This is a genomic window from Paenibacillus sp. J2L1-98 (genome assembly GCF_056269405.1).
Genome location: NZ_JBWDNW010000011.1, coordinates 160,952 through 179,720, shown reverse-complemented (window position 1 = coordinate 179,720; position 18,769 = coordinate 160,952). Strand labels below are relative to the sequence as shown.

The window sequence follows — 18,769 nt, the reverse complement described above, 5'->3', positions numbered from 1 at the left end:
ATTTCCCAGTATGTAAGACCCCTTGAAGACGACGAGGTTGATAGGTTCGGGGTGGAAGCACAGCAATGTGTGGAGCTGACGAATACTAATCGGTCGAGGGCTTATCCTAAAGACGTTTGCATGGACCCATACATCCGGCAGACAGCAGCTAATAAGGTTCAGCAAACCTAACTTTCGTATCCAGTTTTCAGGGCGCAAACTTAGTTGTGGAGCGTTGCCTAGTGCAACAGATACAGCTTAATTGCGAAGACATTTGGCGATGTCATTACCTGATCTTGCATGCGTCCCCGAACGCTGCAAGCGACAATTATTCGGGGGACAAGCGTGGCGGTGTAGCTCAGCTGGCTAGAGCGTACGGTTCATACCCGTGAGGTCGGGGGTTCGATCCCCTTCGCCGCTACCATTACCTTTCTTTATAGCAACATTCGGAGGCTTAGCTCAGCTGGGAGAGCATCTGCCTTACAAGCAGAGGGTCGGCGGTTCGATCCCGTCAGCCTCCACCATTATTTACTTATTCGGTTTTTGACCGGATCCACTTGGAGCTGTGGTGTAGTGGCCCAACATGCCTGCCTGTCACGCAGGAGACCGCGGGTTCGAATCCCGTCAGCTCCGCCATTTTTCTTTAAAGTAAGGCTCGGTAGCTCAGTCGGTAGAGCAGAGGACTGAAAATCCTCGTGTCGGCGGTTCGATTCCGTCCCGAGCCACCACTTTATTTTTCGTAATAACGAAAAATAGGTAATAGCATGGAGGATTAGTGAAGTGGCTAAACACGGCAGACTGTAAATCTGCTCTCTCTGAGTTCGGTGGTTCGAATCCATCATCCTCCACCAGTTTTTTTAAAACATCATGAGTCATTAGCTCAGTTGGTAGAGCACCTGACTTTTAATCAGGGTGTCGTAGGTTCGAATCCTACATGACTCACCATTTTTATTACAAAAAACATCGTAACCGAAGATCTTAGGATCTTCGGTTTTTTGATTTTATTATTTTGGAACAGAAAAGGTGTACGCATTAAGCAGCTTACCGCTTACATGCGTACACCTTTATTTATAAATGAATTGGTTATTTGCTGCGAAGAGAAAGCTCGCGAACCAGTTCATTTACGGTCTCCGATAGCCGCAGGGTCAGCTCTTCATTTAATTCAAACACGGGGGCTTCGTTAGGCTCTTGCGTACGATTAATTTGCGAGTCGACAGCGTAAACGCCGCTAACATAAAGTTTTGCGCCCATTGAAGCGAGGACAGGCTTAAGGGAGTAGTCAATGGAGAGAAGATGGGCAATGGTACCGCCGATGAACAGAGGAGCAATAATTTTTCCATCAAGACCTTTTTGCGGCAATAAATCCAGAAATGTTTTCAGTACGCCTGTGAAGGATGCTTTATAAACAGGACTTGCAATAATAACGGCATCTGCATTTTCTACTAATTTATTCGCTTCTATAATAGCAGGACTGCCAAAACGAGCATGAATGAGATCTTCGGCCGGTAATGAAACGACCGTAATCAGATCGACCGAAAGGTTTTTCTCCGTTAATTGCTGCTCTATGAATTGCGTGATCCCGTTCAATCGTGATGAAGCATTCGGACTACCTGAAATAATAACGATATTCGCCATGTGTACACTCCTCTTTTATACTTAAATAGTCTGCAGATCAATATTCAATTAATCCGATGAGTTAACTTAGAATAAATCGTACCACGAATTGGCCATTTTGGTCAAACAAGTATGATTTGTTTCTTGTATTTTATCGATATAAGGGAACAATGTATACATACGGAAATAAATTAGAAGAGAAAAAGGGGTATTGCAATGGTATATGGACTTGCGGCATTAATCAGCTTTGCGATAGTATTTGCATGCGTACCACCGCTTCGGATACTTGCACTGCGCCTAGGCTTCGTTGACCGTCCCAATCAAAGGAAGATACATAATAAGCCGATACCTCTAATGGGAGGAGCGGCTATTTTTGTCGGCTGCGTTATCGCGATGTTTATTTTTATAGGCGTTACACCGCTTACTTGGACCATTGTTACGGGAGGCACACTGCTCGTTCTCGTCGGGCTTCTGGATGATGGCGCTAAGGCGAAGGGACGGGATTTTCCGGTATGGCCGCGCGTTATTCTTTATATGGGAGCCGCTTCAATTCCCACCCTATTTCATATTAAAATTGCCGGAATCGCTAATCCGTTTACGAACCTGTTCATTTCTTTTCCCGATTGGTTCTCATGGCTTACAACGATGCTATGGGTTTTCGGATTGATCAATATGATCAATTTTATAGATGGAGTTGATGGTCTTGCTTCAGGCGTCTGCACGCTTTCAGCGCTCACGCTGTTAATCGTGGCTCTCATAAAAGGGCAGCCAAGCACAGCTATTCTCGCAGTCATTGTAGCAGGCGCGTGCTTTGGATTTTTAGTGCATAATTTTTACCCGGCGCGCATTTTTATGGGCGATGCCGGAGCCACCTTTCTTGGCTATACGCTTGCGGTTATTGCGGTAGACGGAACGTTTAAGAGGGCAACGTTCATTACGCTGCTTGTTCCGTTATTGGCGCTTGGATTGCCTATTTTCGACACGGCTTATGTAATGCTGCGCAGGCTTATTAGCGGGAAGGGTTTGCACCGTGCAGACAAGCTTCACACGCATCATGTCTTGATGAAATGGGGTCTGAGTCAGGTACAGACGGTGTCGTTTCTCTACTTGATTGCTGCGCTATTCGCGCTATTGTCGATCATTCTTTTACTTGCTATAGGCTGAATTAGATTAACGCTTGTGGTACAATGACGAAAAAAGGCATTATTCTACAAATAAGTAGGAATAAGCTTTTTACTCATTAATCCGCTGACGCTTGTGGAGATTGGAGAAAGAGAAATGAGCACGACAGACTGGTTGAAGCCTCTGCAGCACATTTTGAACTGTCCGGTACATGCTGTTTCGAAATCGATGGCGGAGTGGAGCGATTTAGTAAGTAATACTGCTGCGGTGCGGCAAGTCGATCAAAAATTATCTTCTCCTATAGAAGGAGAGCGCATCGAGAAAGACGGGAGAACGTGGATCGTTATCTCTTCTACTGATTATGCAGTAGATCTATTAGAAATTGAGAGTTCTACCTTGCAGACGACCGAAAAAGAGCTGATTAGCTGGACATTGCAGCTTAATCGCGGCGCTTTGGCGGAGAAAAAGAGAGCGGCAATCCCGGAAACGGAAAGGAATGCGCTTAAGCTGGGCGATTGGATTCAGAAGCAGCTGGAGTCTGATGAGCCTGCCTATTCTTTACCGGATCATTTGACAGTTGGCAGCCGTTTATTTAACGAAATGATTCCATTCTTACTCGTGACCGAGCAATCAGGTACCAAGCAAGCAACGTATACGGAGCTGGAGAAGCTGCTGCGTTCATTTATGTCTGATGATGTATTGCTCATTCCGCTCAAGAGTCAGGAATGGCTCATTTGGGGGTCTGTGTCGTTACTTAAGGATGAGGATTCGGATGCATTTGACGAGCAGGAGGAAGAAACGCTGGAGGATAGCTTAGCGTCGATTGGGCTTGGATTGCACGAAATGCTTGCCAGCGAATGGATCGGCGAATGCCATCTGGCTGTCGCACATCCAACATCACCGGCGAAGGGAATGGTCGAGACGACTATTCTGCTGCGGGAAACGTTAAATCTCGGACGGAAATTCCATGTAGGTACAAATATTCATTTGCCGTGGATGCTTCAGCTTGAACGTTTATTAAACTCGATTCCTGAAGCACAGCGCTCCAAATACTTGGAACAATCGCTAAAAAGAGCCGATTTATTTGTGGAATCAGAAATGTTGAGCACTTTAGACACTTTTTTTACGCTCGATTGCAATGTTAGCGAGACGGCGAAGAAATTATATATTCATCGTAATACGCTTTTATACCGTTTAGACAAGCTTAAACAAGAAACGGGACTTGATGTCAGGCAGTTTCGAGATGCTGTTTTAGTCAAAATTATATTACTATTGTATAAAGTTACGAAAAGAAATTAGTTTTTTTGTAAAGTATGTGCATAGTCACATTCGCCCCTGTGGGATAAGATATAGGCATATCGAAATTTCTTTCTAGGGGGAAAATTAATATGGCAGGCGTACGTTTAGAAGGCATTTACAAAAAATATCCGGGTACTGACAAAGCATCGGTTACTGACGTTAACTTAGATATTAAGGACAAAGAGTTTCTCGTATTGGTCGGACCATCTGGTTGCGGTAAATCGACAACTCTTCGTATGATTGCAGGCCTTGAAGAAATTTCGGAAGGCAAATTGTTCATCGGCGACCGCCTTGTGAACGACGTTGCTCCTAAAGACCGCGACATCGCGATGGTATTCCAATCCTACGCGTTGTACCCGCACATGAATGTTTACCAAAATATGGCTTTCGGCCTTAAACTTCGCAAATTCAAAAAAGCAGATATCGACAAACGTGTTCGTGAAGCTGCTAAAATTCTTGATATTGAGCACTTGCTTGACCGTAAACCAAAAGCACTTTCCGGTGGTCAACGTCAACGTGTCGCTCTAGGACGCGCAATCGTTCGTGAGCCGCAAGTATTCTTGATGGATGAGCCGCTTTCCAACTTGGACGCGAAACTTCGTGGACAAATGCGCGCTGAAATCAGCAAGCTTACAAAACGTCTTGAAACAACTACTATTTACGTAACGCATGACCAAATCGAAGCGATGACGATGGGTGACCGTATCGTTGTTATGAAAGACGGTTTCATTCAACAAACTGCTTCTCCAGAAGAGCTTTACAACCACCCTGTTAATATTTTCGTAGCTGGCTTTATCGGCGCTCCTTCGATGAACTTTATCAGCGGTTCCCTTGCAGAGCAAGGCGGCGCGCTTCGTTTCAAAGCTAGCGGCGTTGACGTAGTAGTTCCTGAAGGTAAAGCAGCAGTGCTTCGCTCGAAAGGCTACATCGGCAAAGAAGTGATTCTTGGTATTCGCCCAGAAGATCTTCACGAAGAGCCAGTATTCTTGGAAGCTTCCCCACAAACAATCGTGAACGCGAATGTTGAGGTAGCTGAGAACCTTGGTCACGAGATGTACCTGTACCTGAACGGTATCGGCACTGACACAGTTATCGCTCGTGTTGACGGCCGCTCCGGCGTTCGTGACGGCGTGTCGGTTAAGCTTGCTCTTGACATGAACAAAGTACACTTGTTCGACAAAGCGACTGAACTTAACATTTTTGAAAATTAATAAATAGCATGGAAGAAGAACGGTCGGATTATCCGATCGTTCTTTTTTTGCGTTTCATGAAAACCGTTTGTACGCACCGGCTATATATGAGAGTCAATCAGCATACCGATTAAGTGAATACAAAGCGCTGGGCAGCGGAGGAAACGTTGCTTTCGGCGCCTTTTTCCTTTACGATGAAGACATTGGAAAAAAACATACATATATACACAAGCAGTTGTCATATGAGGAGGCCCTACGATGCCGAAAAAAGTGAAAGTATCTGAACTCGTTAAACAATTTCAGCTCGAAATTATTGCTGGCGAGGACGGAATGAAGCGTGTCATTACGGTAGATGATTTGTATCGCCCCGGTCTGGAGATGGCTGGTTATTTCCATTATCATCCGAGCGAGCGGATTCAACTGCTCGGCCGGACGGAAATTTCATTTCTAAATATGCTGGATGGCGAGGAACGGCTGGACCGCATGGTCCGCCTGTGTAACGAGGATACGCCATGCATTATTTTGACTAGAGGGCTGGAAGCACCTCAGGAGCTTATTGATCAATCGAACGAGCATCAAATAACTCTGCTGCGAAGCAATGTGGCAACGACCATTCTATTTAGCAGAATTACCGACTTCCTGGAGAGAAAGCTGGCTCCGACCGCAACGATTCATGGCGTCCTCGTTGACGTATACGGCGTAGGCATGCTCATTACCGGGGGAAGCGGCATTGGTAAAAGCGAGACGGCGCTGGAGCTTGTCAAGCGCGGGCATCGGCTTGTTGCCGATGATGCGGTTGAAATTATGCAGACATCGGATGCACAGCTGCATGGCAGCGCACCTGAGCTTATTCGTCACCTGCTCGAAATTAGGGGTCTGGGGATCATTAATGTCATGACATTGTTCGGTGCAGGAGCAGTGCGTACCCAAAAGCGTATCGGCCTTGTCATTAAGCTGGAAAATTGGCAGCAGGACAAGCAGTATGACCGCCTAGGACTCGATGAGGAAACAACGCGCATTATCGATACGGACATTCCGCTCGTAACGGTGCCTGTACGTCCGGGCCGTAACTTGGCAGTTATTATTGAGGTTGCTGCGATGAATTTCCGATTGAAACGGATGGGCTACAATGCGGCGCTGCAGTTTACGAACAAGCTGACGGAAACGATTGCCGACGATATGGACGAATACGATTGAGCCTAAAGGGGATATAAAATAATGAAGACATTGATATTAAATCCAATTGCCTTCACATTAGGACCGATTGAAGTGCATTGGTACGGCATTATTTTGGGGACAGCGGCGTTAGTCGGGCTGCTGCTCGTCGTGCAGGAAGGGAAGCGGTTCGGCATTAAGCCGGATTTCTTTATGGACTTACTGCTGCTTGGCGTCCCTTCCGCCATTATTGGAGCGCGAATTTATTATGTGGCGTTCAAATGGGAAGATTACAAAGGAAACTTTGTTGATGTGTTCAAAATATGGAATGGCGGCATCGCGATTTATGGCGCGATTATCGGTGCTTTCATTTGCGGATTTTTCTATTTCCGCTACAAGGGCTATAACTTCTGGCGATTGGTGGACATTTGTGTTCCAGGTCTGCTTGTTGGTCAAATGATCGGCCGTTGGGGCAATTTCATGAACCAGGAGGCTTACGGCGGTGAAGTAAGCGAATCCTTCCTGCGTAATACGCTCCATCTGCCGTCTTTTATCGTGGATCAAATGCTTGTTGAGGGCGTATATCGCCATCCGGCATTTTTGTATGAATCGGTATGGAGTCTGGTTGGTCTCTGCTTATTGTTCGTACTGCGCCGCCAACGATTTTTACGTGCGGGCGAGCTGATGGCCAGCTACTTTATCTGGTATTCAATCGGCCGCTTCTTCATTGAAGCGCTTCGTACGGACAGCCTTGCATTCATAGGGCCGTCTTGGTTGGCATCGTTCATTAACGGTCTATGGACGCCGATGGAAGTTTTATTCAAACCAGGCTATTTGGATCCGGCTTACGGAAACATAAGAATATCACAAGTACTGGCCCTGCTTCTCATCCTCGGAGCTATCGCGCTTATTATCGTGCGACGCAAGACAGGCCTGGCATCAGCGTATTACCATGATCCGATTGTAACCAGCAAGCCGGAGAGAAACGGCGGCAATGATGCAGCGACAGCGAAATTGGATGATGCTTCTTCTATTAAAGAGGATGAAGCCAGCAAACAATAAGAGTAATGTAGGGAGGATTTACAATGACCGGCAAAATCAAAACAATGCTGTTCGATTTGGACGGCACGATTATCGACACCAATGAGCTTATTATTCGCTCGTTCATAGAAGCCCTGCAGGGCGTAACGCCGGAAGGCTTTGGAAGAGAACATATCATCCCAAGCATGGGACAGCCTCTGACGGATCAGATGAAATTATTTTCGGGTCTGGAAGACGTCACTCATCTTGTAGCAGCTTATCGTGAAGTGAATTTGCGATTGCATGATGAGTATGTTAAGGCGTTTGATTACGTAAATGAAGTCATCGAGAAACTGCATGGACAAGGCATTCAAATCGGAGTCGTCACGACGAAAATGCGTCTGACAACGGAACGCGGCTTAAAATACACAGGTCTGTTTGATTACATAGATGCTATCGTTACGATTGATGACGTTGTTAATCCTAAGCCGCATGCTGAGCCGGTGAGCAAAGCGATCAAGCTGCTCGGAGCCGATCCGTCTTCGACGATTATGGTTGGCGACAGCATTGTCGATATCCAATCCGCGATTGCGGCGGGTACGATCGCGGTTGGCGTCGCATGGTCGCTGAAGGGTGAGCAGATTCTGAAGGAAGCGGGAGCTCACCATGTCATTAACGACATGCGCGATCTATATGCATTTGTAGGATTGGAGCGGGAGACGCTTGCGTAAAGTTGAACGATATCCGGTGGAAGGACCAAACGCGTTATGGCAGGTATATTCGACGGTAAGCCGAGTCAAATCAGTCCGTAATTTTATTTTTATCCAGCTCGCGCGTTATTGCCCGGTCCTTCCGCTCAAAAATTGGATTTACCGCCGCTTGCTCGGCATGAAGGTCGGAGAGCATACCGCATTTGCGCTTATGGTCATGGTCGATGTCTTCTTCCCCGAACGCATTACGGTCGGTAATAATACGATTATCGGATATAATACAACGATTCTGACCCATGAATATTTGATCAAAGAGTACCGGCTGGGCGATGTCGTCATCGGCTCCCATGTCATGGTCGGTGCGAATACGACGATACTGCCGGGTGTAACGATTGGCGATCATGCGGTAGTAGCCGCCGGCTCTGTCATCCATAAGGATGTGCCGGCTTATGCATTCGTAGGCGGCAATCCGATGCGGGAGATTAAGCGGAGCGAGACGGTTATGGCAAGCTTGTCCGATGAGAGCGTGCACAGCATTATAAACAAATAGAATAAGCTGCAGAAAGCTTCGTCCAGACGAGTTCGTTTCGTAACGGGACGGGGCTTTCTTTTTGGGCAAACAGGATGGCTTTTTGCTTGACGAGGAGAAGCTATTCATGCTAAGATTACGACTAAACTCTTTAATTTGTTAGTATGGTAACATGGTAGTACTTTAAACCACTAAAGTAAGTGAAGGTGAAAATACATGTCTAAACCAAAAGTATTCGAGAAGCCGATAGGCGTTAAAGATTATTTACCGAGCGCGGTTGCGAAGCTGCGTCATATTGAGCGCCAAGTGCTGGCCTGTATGCAAGGCTGGGGCTATGAGCAAATTATAACACCAACGATGGAATACTACGATACAGTGGGCGTTGCCAGCTCAACGTCGGATCAGAAGCTGTTCAAGCTGCTCAATAACCGCGGTACGACGCTGGTATTGCGCTCCGATATGACTGCACCAATCGCCCGCGTTGTGTCATCGCTATTGAAGCAAGCGGATTTCCCGCAGCGCTTGTCCTACCACTCCAATGTGTTCCGCGCTATTGAGGAAGAGGCTGGCCGCGAGGCGGAGTTTTTCCAAACGGGCGTAGAGCTTGTCGGCGACTCATCGGCGGAAGCGGATGCGGAGGTCGTCGCGCTTGCGATAGCATCACTGAAGGCGGCAGGCGTTGAACGCTTCAAAATAGCGATCGGGCATGTCGGGTTCCTGAACGGCTTAATGGAGGAAGCGCTGCCGGGCCGTACGGAAGCTCAGGAGCAGCTTAAGAGCTGCTTGCTTGGCCGTGATTTTGTAGGCTACCGGCAGCAGCTGCGCGAGCTTTCCATCGATGAATCGGTGCAGCGCGAGCTTGAAGGGATTTTGCGCTTGCGCGGCGGTCAGGAGATTTGCGATCAGGCGCTGCAGCTAAGCGTGGATGATCACGCACGGGCATCGATCCGGCATTTATGCGAAATTTGGGATGTGCTTAAGGAGTATGGCGTATGCGAGCATGTGCTCATCGACCTGACGATGATCGGGGATTTCTCCTATTACACAGGCATGACATTCGAAGGCTACGCAGCTGATTTAGGGTTCCCGGTTGTGAGCGGCGGACGCTATGACAATCTGCTGGCACAGTTCGGCAGACCGGCGCCTGCAACGGGCTTTGCGCTAAAGACGACACGCATCCTTGAGCTGCTTGGCGATAACGATGAGAACGAAACGGAGCGTACACTGGTCGTCTACAACACGGCGGGACGAGGCGAAGCGCTTGTTAAAGCGCAGGAGCTGCGCGCGCAGGGCGTTAGCGTTGTAACGGAGCGTTCAGATGAGAAGATCAATGCGCTGGATGAAGTGCTGGTATCGAAAGAGCAGCGCTCTTTTACACATAAAGGCGTGACTTATACAAAATTGCTGTCGTTTAACGGAAATGGAATGAAAGGAGGAAGCGTCATATGAGCGGAGAGACAAAAGATATTTTGAAAGTGGCGATGCCGAAGGGCCGCATTTATAAGGTGGCATCGAAGCTGTTTCGCGAAGCGGGACTGCCGATTCCAAATGATTTTGATGATACGCGCAAGCTGATCATTGAGCTTCCAGAAGCGGGCATGGAGTTCATTATGGCGAAGCCGGTCGATGTGCCGACTTATGTGGAATATGGCGTAGCTGATATCGGCATTGTTGGCAAAGACGTGCTGATGGAGGAAAATAAGGACGTTTACGAGCTTCTCGATCTAGGTATTGCCAAATGCCGCATGTCGGTAATCGGCATGCCCGACTGGAAGCCGACGATTAATCCGCGTGTAGCGACCAAATACCCGAACGTGGCTTCAGCGTATTTCCGTGAGCTCGGCCAGCAGGTTGAGGTGATTAAGCTGAACGGATCGATTGAGCTTGCGCCGATGATCGGCCTTGCGGACCGCATCGTCGATATGGTGGAAACGGGCCAAACGCTGCGCGAGAACGGACTCGTGGAGATGGAATCGATCTTTGGCATTACGAGCCGTTTAATTGCGAACCGGGTTAGCTACCGGATGAAAAATGACGTGATTCAGAGCCTGTGCGATCGGCTGCAAGAGGCGCTGGCTGTACGGGCGTAAAATTATAGATATTCAAGCACGTGGAAGGAGTGGGCAATATGCGCATCATGCGAGCGGAGCAGTTTGGTTTGAAGCGCGAGGTGGAGTATGGCACACCGGAGCAAAATGAAGCGGCCCTGCGGATCGTTGCAGACGTGAAGGCCGAGGGGGACGCGGCGCTGCTGAGGTATACGGAGCAGCATGACCGCGTTAAGCTGGATGCGGCGTCGCTGCGCGTGACGCAGGAGGAGATTGAGGCGGCATATGATCTTGTCGACGCCGATTTTCTCACGGCCATTCGCGAGGCGGCCGTGAACGTCCGCGTATTCCATGAGAAGCAAATGCGGAACTCGTGGATGGATCTGCAGCAGGACGGAACGCTGCTCGGGCAAATTATGCGGCCGCTGAAGCGGGTCGGCGTATACGTGCCCGGAGGCAAGGCGGCTTACCCGTCGTCCGTGCTGATGAATGTCATTCCGGCACAGGTAGCCGGCGTGCCGGAGATTGTGATGGTGACGCCGCCTGCAACCGGCGGCACAGCGGGCATCGACCCGTATATTCTCGTTGCCGCCGCAGAAGCGGGCGTCAAGGAGATGTACCGGGTCGGCGGCGCTCAAGCCATTGCCGCGCTTGCGTACGGCACGGCCAGCATTGCCCCGGTCGACAAAATTTGCGGACCGGGCAACATTTACGTGGCGCTGGCTAAGCGCGCCGTGTTCGGTGCCGTCGATATCGACAGCATCGCCGGGCCAAGTGAAATCGTCGTGCTTGCTGACGATTCTGCCGATCCCGCGTATGTAGCCGCGGACCTGCTGTCGCAAGCGGAGCACGATGAGATGGCTTCGGCGATTCTCATTACGCCGTCGCAGCAGCTTGCGGAAGCGGTCGCAGCGGAGGTCGAGCGTCAGCTTTCCACGCTGCCGCGCCAAGCTATTGCCCGCAGCTCCATCGACAGCTACGGCGCTGTCCTGCTCGTCGATTCGCTGGAAGCGGGTATCGACGTTGTCAACCAGCTGGCGCCTGAGCACCTTGAGGTGCTGACGGTCGATCCGATGCGTCTGCTCGGCTTCATTCAGAACGCCGGCGCGATTTTCCTCGGGCCTTACAGCTCGGAGCCGGTAGGGGATTATTTTGCAGGACCGAATCACATCATCCCGACCAATGGCACGGCACGCTTCTCCTCGCCGGTTAACGTCGACGATTTCTTGAAAAAGTCGAGCCTGATCTACTACAGCAAAGAAGCGCTGCTTGCGAATGGCGACAAAATTATGACGCTGGCGCGTCACGAAGGGCTTGAAGGACATGCTCGCGCGATCGGGATCCGCCTTGAGAAGGAACGCGGGTAACACGGTCGGTCGCAGCGCATTGAACGATGCAGCAACAATACAACGGTAAAAAAGGGCGCTATAGTGTATAAAGCCCTTTTTACCGCTAACTAATCAGCTGAGGAAACAACCATAGAAACCATTAATAAATTGTAGGAAGAGGGAATGGAAATGTCGGAAAATCGGGTACGTGAAGCATCGGTGGAACGTAAAACCAGCGAGACGGATATTAAGCTTAAATTTGCAGTAGATGGTACAGGCGAGACGAAGATTGACACGGATGTGCCTTTCCTTAACCATATGCTTGATTTGTTTACGAAGCATGGCCAATTCAATCTGGAAGTTGAAGCGCGCGGCGATATCGACATCGATGATCACCATACAGTAGAGGACATCGGGATTTGCATCGGGCAGACGCTTCGCGAGGCACTCGGCGACAAACGCGGCATTAAGCGTTACGCCAGCGTATTCGTCCCTATGGATGAGGCGCTCGCACAGGTTATTATCGACGTCAGCAACCGTCCGCACTTTGAATACCGCGCAGAATATCCATCTTCTCAGGTAGGCAGTTTCTCAACGGAGCTTGTTCATGAGTTTCTGTGGAAGCTGGCGCTAGAATCGCGCATCACGCTGCATGTCATCGTTCATTACGGCGTAAACACGCATCACATGATTGAAGCGGTGTTCAAGGCGCTAGGACGTGCGCTTGATGAAGCAACGAGCATTGATCCCCGCGTGCAAGGAGTGCCTTCGACGAAGGGAGTGCTGTAGTATGATCGCGATTATTGATTACGGCATGGGCAATTTGCACAGCGTAAGCAAAGCGGTCGAGCGTCTTGGCTACGAGGCGGTTATTACGGCCGATCCGCAAACGATCGCGGCAGCAGACGGGGCAATCCTTCCGGGCGTTGGCGCTTTCGGGGATGCGATGCAAAACCTGCGCGAAACGAAGCTGGACGAGGTGGCAAAAGCGTATGCGGCCTCCGGCAAGCCGATGCTCGGTATTTGCCTTGGTATGCAGCTGCTCTTCAGTCAAAGCGAGGAATACGGCACAAACGACGGATTAAATCTGCTGCCGGGCAAGGTCGTTCGCTTCGCAGGCGATTATAAAATCCCGCATATGGGCTGGAACAAGCTATCGTTTCTGCAGGAGCAGTCGCCGCTGTTTAGCGGGCTGACGGAGGGGCATGTTTATTTCGTGCATTCGTTCCACGCGAAGCCGGAACTGGCCTCCGACCTGCTGGCGACGACGGATTATTATCAGCAGGTAACGGCGATTGTCGGCCGCGGCAATGTGTACGGCATGCAGTTCCACCCGGAGAAGAGCGGTGAGCTCGGCATGCAGCTGCTCGGCAACTTCCTTGCGCTGACAAGCAGCGAACGCTCTTAGTCTTTAAGTAATATTAAGTATTACCGAGTAACACCGAATATATAGATTAAGCTCGGCTAAACGGGCATAAAGGAGAGGGCAACATGCTGGCGAAACGTATCATTCCGTGTCTTGACGTGAAGGATGGCCGCGTTGTGAAAGGCGTTAACTTCGTGAACCTGCGGGATGCGGGCGATCCAGTCGAGCTGGCGGCCACCTATGACCAGGAGGGCGCTGATGAGCTTGTATTTTTGGATATATCGGCTTCCGTCGAAGGGCGCGCCACGATGATAGAGGTCGTCAAGCGGACGGCTGGAGAAATTACGATTCCGTTTACGGTAGGCGGCGGAATTTCCCATGTTGACGATATGAAGCGGCTGCTGCGCGCAGGCGCGGACAAAATCGGCATTAACACGGCGGCTGTCTTAAACCCGGCGCTCGTGCAGGAAGGCTCGCGCAAGTTCGGCTCGCAGTGCATCGTGGTGGCGATTGACGCCAAGTTCAATGCCGAGTGGGGCGAGTGGGAGGTTTACACGCACGGCGGACGCAAGACGACAGGCATTAAGGCGCTGGAATGGGCGCGCGAAGTGGAGCGTCTCGGCGCAGGCGAAATTTTGCTGACGAGTATGGATGCGGACGGCACGAAGGACGGCTTCGACATTAAGCTCACGCAGGCAGTGTCGGATTCGCTGGGCATTCCGGTTATTGCGTCAGGCGGAGCGGGAAGAATCGAGCACTTTAACGATGTATTCCAGCAGGCCCATGCGGATGCGGCGCTGGCCGCTACGATTTTTCACTATAAGGAAATGACGATTCGTGAAGTGAAGGACGACTTGCGGTTGAAGGGAGTAGAGGTACGGTGACGGAAATCAGCCAGAGCGAGATTATCTCAAAAATCAAATGGGACGACGCAGGGCTAGTGCCTGCCGTTGTACAGGATGTGCAGAGCAAAGAAGTGCTTATGCTCGCTTATATGAACAAGGAGTCGCTGCAGCTTTCCGTAGAATCCGGCGTAACCTGGTTTTGGAGCCGTTCGCGGAATGAGCTTTGGAACAAAGGGGCGACAAGCGGCCATACGCAGCGCATCGTCTCAATGGCTTATGACTGCGACGGCGACACGCTGCTTGTTAAAGTAGAGCAAAAGGGGCCGGCTTGCCACACAGGACGTTACAGCTGCTTCTTCAATCCGGTTGAGGTGAACGGAAATGCGCCAGCATCCGCAGAAGCCGTACCGGCTTCTGCAGACCGGTTCGCTACGCTGGGACAGCTGGAGAGCGTTATCGCCGAGCGTTACGCAGAGCGGCCTGAGGACTCTTACACCTCCTACTTGTTCGATAAAGGCGTAGATAAAATTTTGAAGAAGGTTGGCGAGGAAGCGTCGGAGGTCATCATAGCTTCGAAAAATCAGGATAATGACGAGCTTCGCAGCGAAGTCGGCGATCTTATTTTTCATCTGATGGTATTGCTCCGCGAGCGCGGACTGCCTCTGGATGATGTAATCAGTGAAATCAACAGCCGTCACGGCAAGCCAACCACGAACAAAATGAGATAAATGAAAGCTGGTTATAAATTTCCTTAGAAAGGCCGGTATGCATATGTTTATCGATTACCATACCCACCATGCCCGCTGCGGTCATGCCGTCGGCGAGCTAGAGGAATATGTACGGAAGGGAATAGAGATCGGACTCGTGCAGCTTGGCCTCTCCGACCATATGCCGCTGCTCCATGTTGATCCTGCCGCTTACTATCCGGAAATGGCGATGCCGATGGATGAGCTTCCGCGTTATGTGGAGGAATGCCTTGAGCTTAAACAGAAGTATAAAGGGCAAATCGACATCCGCGTTGGGCTTGAAGGCGATTATATCGAAGGCTGCGAGGAGCAGATCTCAGCGATCGTGAATGCTTATCCTTGGGATTACGTCATCGGCTCCGTTCATTTTCTCGGCGAATGGGACATTACGGATTTCCGGCAAACGGGGGGCTGGGAAGGCCGCGACCGCATGGCTGTATATGAGCAATACTACGATGCGATCGGCAAAGCGGCTGCGACCGGTTTCTATGACTATATAGGGCATATTGACGTGATCAAGCGTTTCGGCTTCCAGCCGGACGGCGATGTTACGCATTTGGAAAATGCTGCGCTGGATGCGGTTAAGCGGCACGGGCTCGCTATCGAGCTTAATGCTTCCGGACTCCGCACGCCTGCCGCAGAGATGTTCCCAAGCCGCAGAATGCTGGAATATGCGCGGCAATTAGGCATTCCGCTGACGGTTGGCTCGGATGCTCATCAGCCTGAAAGACTGGGCCAATATTTGGATCAAGCCTATGCTTTGTTGAAAGATGTCGGATTTTCGCAGCTGGCGACATTTAATTGTCGAAAATTAGTGATGATTGATTTTTGAAATATGGTAAAATCCATGTATAATATAGATGATCAAATAAGCCTTGTCGAATGATCTGGCAAGGACGAATACTTGTTCCGTAAAATTAATTGGTTTTAACGCTCAGGAGGGTATCATGTTAAGCGACAAGGTGCGTATTTTTTCGGGTTCGTCTAATCCGGTATTGGCTCAGAAAATTAGTGCAGAGCTTGGTCTGACGCTAGGCGAGATCAAGATGTCCCGTTTCAAAAGCGGTGAGATTTACGTGCATTACGAGGAAACGATTCGGAATTGCGATGTCTTCCTCGTGCAATCATTCTCGCATCCGATCAACGAGCATTTTGTCGAATTGCTTGTCATGATTGATGCGGCGAAGCGTGCTTCCGCAAGAACGGTCAACATCATCATGCCGTATTACGGTTATGCGCGTCAGGAACGCAAAGCAGCACCAAGGGAGCCGATTTCAGCGAAAATGCTGGCGGATGTGCTCACTACAGTTGGAGCGAACCGCGTAATCACAATCGACCTGCATGCTCCAGCAATTCAAGGCTTTTTCAACATTCCGGTCGATCATATGACTGCGCTTGATCTGATCAGCGATTATTTGAAGTCCAAAAACATCAAGAACCCGGTTGTTGTATCGCCGGATGCAGGCCGCGCTTCAACAGCAGAGAAGCTGGCAAACTACTTGGATACATCATTTGCGATCATGATTAAGAAACGCCCTGCGCACAATGAATCGGTTATCACACACGTAATCGGGGATGTCGAAGGCCAGACTCCGATTATCATCGAGGATCTGATCGACACGGGATCTACGATTATCAACGTTGTGGAAAGCTTGAAGGAGCGCGGAGCTGAAGATGTTTACGTATGCGCTACGCACCCGTTATTCTCCGGCTCGGCCATTGAGCGTTTAGATCATCCAAATATTAAAGAAGTTATCGTCACGGACTCCATCAAGCTGCCGGAATCGACGCCGGAACGCTTCAAAGTGCTCTCAGTTGCGCCGCTGCTTGCGGAAGCAACCCGCATTATTTTGGAAGGCGGATCCATCAGCACCTTGTTCAAAAGCAGCGGCGTATAAGCGTCCGAACGATGCTTAATATGCGAATTGAATAGTATTGCCGCGGGAAATCGCGGGCGGTGTATTTGCCGTCCGCGATTTTGCCACATATTCTTTCGTGTTCTGATGGGTAGTGCTATGGTATAATCGTAGAAAATCGGAAGTAACGGGAGGTGCCTTGCCAGTGAAAGGGAAGAAACGTGTTGCCGTAGATCAACAGACGAAAGTCATACCGATTCAATGGGACGCCACGTTTTTTTTCGAACGTGCGGTTCGGTCGCTTGATCGATTCCATTATGACAAGGCACTTAAATATTTTCGTCGCGCCGTAGAATACGAGCCGGAAAATCCGGTAAACCATTGCAATATGGCCGGCATTCTTTCTGAAATGGGCAATTATGAGGAATCGAACCGGATCTTAGGTTGGATTGTGGATGAGCTCGATCCGACAATGACGGAATGCCATTTCTATATGGCGAACAATTTTGCCAATATGGAGCAGTATGAAGCGGCCGAGAGCTCGCTGATCCGGTATTTAGAAGAGGATTCCGAAGGGCAGTTTCTCGACGAAGCGGAAGATATGATGGATTTGCTGCATTTTGAGCTGGAGCGCCCTACGCGTCTGACGAACATTAAATCGCGTGAAGGCATGGTCGAGCATGACTTGGCCCGGACGCTTCTTGAGGAAGGCAAATTCACCGAGGCCGTACGCATATTGGAAAAGATCATCGAGGGCCAACCGGATTTTCTGGCTGCGCGCAACAATTTGGCGTTAGCCTATTATTATATGGGCATGTTCGATAAGGCGATGGACACTATTCATGAGGTGCTCGAAATCGAATCCGGCAATTTGCATGCGCTGTGCAACCTTGCCATTTTCTATCAGCATAAGAATGACGAACAAAGCTTGAAGCCGCTCGTCGAGCTGCTTACGAAGACGGTGCCGTTCCATCAGGAGCATGTGTTTAAATTGGCAACTACAATGGGCATCTTAGGAGAGCATGGGGCTGCTTATAAGCACTTTATTAGGCTGCTTAAGGACGCCGAGCTGCATCAGGATCCTAGTCTGTATCATTATGCGGCTGTCGCCGCATGCAATATCGGGCGTTTACAGGAAGCCGAGCGGCTGTGGAAGCAGACGATTAAGCTCGATCCGACATCGGGTATCCCCCATTATTACATGGAACAGCTTGAGCTCGTCCGAAACGGGCAGCAGACTGGATCAATAAGCTACCACTACCATTTGCCGTTTGAGGAGCAATTTAAGCTATGGGAGAAGTCTTCGGACGGCATTCCCGATCACCTCAAGCGCGATCCGCTTGTTCGGTCGTCGTTTTTCTGGGCTCTGCGCCATGGCGACCAGCATACGAAGCTCCAGGTTATTCAAGCGCTCGGCATGATTGCCGACAGTGAAGTAAAGGATGTGCTGCAGACATTCCTGCTGGAGCGGGATGAGGATGATTACTTAAAGCGCATTGCCATCTTCGTACTGCGGACGATAGGCGTTCAAGAGTCTTTGCGTGTCGTGCTGGAAGGGAAAGAAACGGTAATCGAACCGAATCGCGTACCCTCGAGACTGCCTGTGTGGGAAGAGAAATGGCAAGCTGTTGTTGAAATGGCGCTGGGCCGCATGAGCAAGCAGTACGATTTGGTTCAGCAGCATGATTTGATGACCTTATGGGTAGAGTTTTTGTCGCGGGTGTATCCGGACGTTCCGAAGCTGACAAAGCCGGAGGGCTGGGCAGCCGCGTTGGAATATTTGACAGCTAAGATGCATCGGCGGGCGATTTCGTATCATGAGGTATCGATACGTTACGGCACATCGATCGCTACCGTAAGCAAGAACGTCAAGTTGATTGACGAGGTATGCGGCATAAAAGAAAAGATGAGAACGATAAGCTCCGTCTTCTCGACACAGGAATTGCAGGACGAATAAAATTT

18 protein-coding genes, 6 tRNA genes and 1 rRNA gene are annotated in these 18,769 nt (G+C 49.9%); 24 read left to right on the top strand and 1 reads right to left on the bottom strand.

Annotation, left to right across the window (positions count from 1 at the left end; all coding sequences use genetic code 11):
• The 7 genes from AC0YNZ_RS19950 to AC0YNZ_RS19920 form a co-directional block, all read left to right on the top strand.
• Positions 1–109, top strand: a 23S ribosomal RNA gene (locus AC0YNZ_RS19950); the annotation flags it as partial.
• Positions 110–326: 217 nt separating this feature from the next.
• A tRNA-Met gene (locus AC0YNZ_RS19945) sits at positions 327–403 on the top strand.
• 24 nt (positions 404–427) lie between these two features.
• Positions 428–503: transfer RNA gene (locus tag AC0YNZ_RS19940), tRNA-Val, on the top strand.
• 35 nt (positions 504–538) lie between these two features.
• Positions 539–615 (top strand) — tRNA-Asp (locus AC0YNZ_RS19935).
• Between the two features lie 16 nt (positions 616–631).
• Positions 632–707: transfer RNA gene (locus AC0YNZ_RS19930), tRNA-Phe, on the top strand.
• A gap of 38 nt (positions 708–745) precedes the next feature.
• Positions 746–830, top strand: a tRNA-Tyr gene (locus AC0YNZ_RS19925).
• Between the two features lie 18 nt (positions 831–848).
• Positions 849–924, top strand: a tRNA-Lys gene (locus tag AC0YNZ_RS19920).
• A 138-nt stretch (positions 925–1,062) separates the two neighbouring features.
• Here the strand turns inward: AC0YNZ_RS19920 and ssuE are convergent.
• A complete protein-coding gene (ssuE, locus tag AC0YNZ_RS19915) occupies positions 1,063–1,614 on the bottom strand; it encodes an NADPH-dependent FMN reductase (protein WP_475828251.1) in 552 nt (183 codons plus the stop codon).
• A gap of 195 nt (positions 1,615–1,809) precedes the next feature.
• On the opposite strand from ssuE, the gene AC0YNZ_RS19910 reads away from it, so the two are divergent.
• The 17 genes from AC0YNZ_RS19910 to AC0YNZ_RS19830 all read left to right on the top strand — a co-directional run bounded on the left by AC0YNZ_RS19910 (position 1,810) and on the right by AC0YNZ_RS19830 (position 18,764).
• Entirely contained in the window at positions 1,810–2,757 is a 948-nt protein-coding gene (locus AC0YNZ_RS19910) for a glycosyltransferase family 4 protein (protein ID WP_475828250.1), read from the top strand.
• A gap of 114 nt (positions 2,758–2,871) precedes the next feature.
• On the top strand, positions 2,872–4,014 hold the full coding sequence (locus tag AC0YNZ_RS19905; protein WP_475828249.1) for a PucR family transcriptional regulator: 1,143 nt from the start codon (positions 2,872–2,874) through the stop codon (positions 4,012–4,014).
• 89 nt (positions 4,015–4,103) lie between these two features.
• Positions 4,104–5,225 carry an ABC transporter ATP-binding protein gene (locus AC0YNZ_RS19900; RefSeq protein ID WP_475828248.1) on the top strand — a complete coding sequence of 374 codons (1,122 nt, stop codon included), beginning with the start codon at positions 4,104–4,106 and terminating at the stop codon, positions 5,223–5,225.
• A 237-nt stretch (positions 5,226–5,462) separates the two neighbouring features.
• Positions 5,463–6,401: an HPr(Ser) kinase/phosphatase gene (hprK, locus tag AC0YNZ_RS19895; RefSeq protein ID WP_475828247.1), complete on the top strand. Its 939-nt coding sequence runs from the start codon at positions 5,463–5,465 to the stop codon at positions 6,399–6,401.
• A gap of 21 nt (positions 6,402–6,422) precedes the next feature.
• Complete coding sequence (lgt, locus tag AC0YNZ_RS19890; protein ID WP_475828246.1) at positions 6,423–7,421, top strand: prolipoprotein diacylglyceryl transferase; 999 nt, start codon at positions 6,423–6,425, stop codon at positions 7,419–7,421.
• Between the two features lie 23 nt (positions 7,422–7,444).
• A complete protein-coding gene (gene ppaX / locus AC0YNZ_RS19885; RefSeq protein ID WP_110774268.1) occupies positions 7,445–8,110 on the top strand; it encodes a pyrophosphatase PpaX in 666 nt (221 codons plus the stop codon).
• Complete coding sequence (locus AC0YNZ_RS19880; RefSeq protein ID WP_475828245.1) at positions 8,103–8,639, top strand: acyltransferase; 537 nt, start codon at positions 8,103–8,105, stop codon at positions 8,637–8,639. Before ppaX ends, AC0YNZ_RS19880 begins: the two co-directional genes overlap by 8 nt.
• A 195-nt stretch (positions 8,640–8,834) precedes the next feature.
• Positions 8,835–10,067 (top strand): ATP phosphoribosyltransferase regulatory subunit, encoded by a 1,233-nt coding sequence (locus AC0YNZ_RS19875; RefSeq protein ID WP_475828244.1) that lies wholly within the window; start codon positions 8,835–8,837, stop codon positions 10,065–10,067.
• A complete protein-coding gene (hisG, locus tag AC0YNZ_RS19870; protein WP_475828243.1) occupies positions 10,064–10,708 on the top strand; it encodes an ATP phosphoribosyltransferase in 645 nt (214 codons plus the stop codon). Before AC0YNZ_RS19875 ends, hisG begins: the two co-directional genes overlap by 4 nt.
• 38 nt (positions 10,709–10,746) lie before the next feature.
• Positions 10,747–12,033 (top strand): histidinol dehydrogenase, encoded by a 1,287-nt coding sequence (hisD, locus tag AC0YNZ_RS19865; RefSeq protein WP_475828242.1) that lies wholly within the window; start codon positions 10,747–10,749, stop codon positions 12,031–12,033.
• 150 nt (positions 12,034–12,183) lie between these two features.
• Entirely contained in the window at positions 12,184–12,783 is a 600-nt protein-coding gene (gene hisB / locus AC0YNZ_RS19860) for an imidazoleglycerol-phosphate dehydratase HisB (RefSeq protein ID WP_110774273.1), read from the top strand.
• A 1-nt stretch (position 12,784) separates the two neighbouring features.
• Entirely contained in the window at positions 12,785–13,402 is a 618-nt protein-coding gene (hisH, locus tag AC0YNZ_RS19855; RefSeq protein ID WP_110774274.1) for an imidazole glycerol phosphate synthase subunit HisH, read from the top strand.
• 83 nt (positions 13,403–13,485) lie between these two features.
• Entirely contained in the window at positions 13,486–14,244 is a 759-nt protein-coding gene (hisF, locus tag AC0YNZ_RS19850; protein WP_110774275.1) for an imidazole glycerol phosphate synthase subunit HisF, read from the top strand.
• Positions 14,241–14,933, top strand: a complete 693-nt coding sequence (gene hisIE, locus AC0YNZ_RS19845; protein ID WP_475828241.1) for a bifunctional phosphoribosyl-AMP cyclohydrolase/phosphoribosyl-ATP diphosphatase HisIE — start codon at positions 14,241–14,243, stop codon at positions 14,931–14,933. Before hisF ends, hisIE begins: the two co-directional genes overlap by 4 nt.
• Before the next feature lie 43 nt (positions 14,934–14,976).
• A complete protein-coding gene (hisJ, locus tag AC0YNZ_RS19840; RefSeq protein WP_475828259.1) occupies positions 14,977–15,783 on the top strand; it encodes a histidinol-phosphatase HisJ in 807 nt (268 codons plus the stop codon).
• 115 nt (positions 15,784–15,898) lie between these two features.
• Positions 15,899–16,849, top strand: a complete 951-nt coding sequence (locus AC0YNZ_RS19835; protein WP_056631289.1) for a ribose-phosphate diphosphokinase — start codon at positions 15,899–15,901, stop codon at positions 16,847–16,849.
• A gap of 163 nt (positions 16,850–17,012) precedes the next feature.
• Positions 17,013–18,764 (top strand): tetratricopeptide repeat protein, encoded by a 1,752-nt coding sequence (locus AC0YNZ_RS19830; RefSeq protein ID WP_475828240.1) that lies wholly within the window; start codon positions 17,013–17,015, stop codon positions 18,762–18,764.
• Positions 18,765–18,769 lie beyond the last annotated feature (5 nt).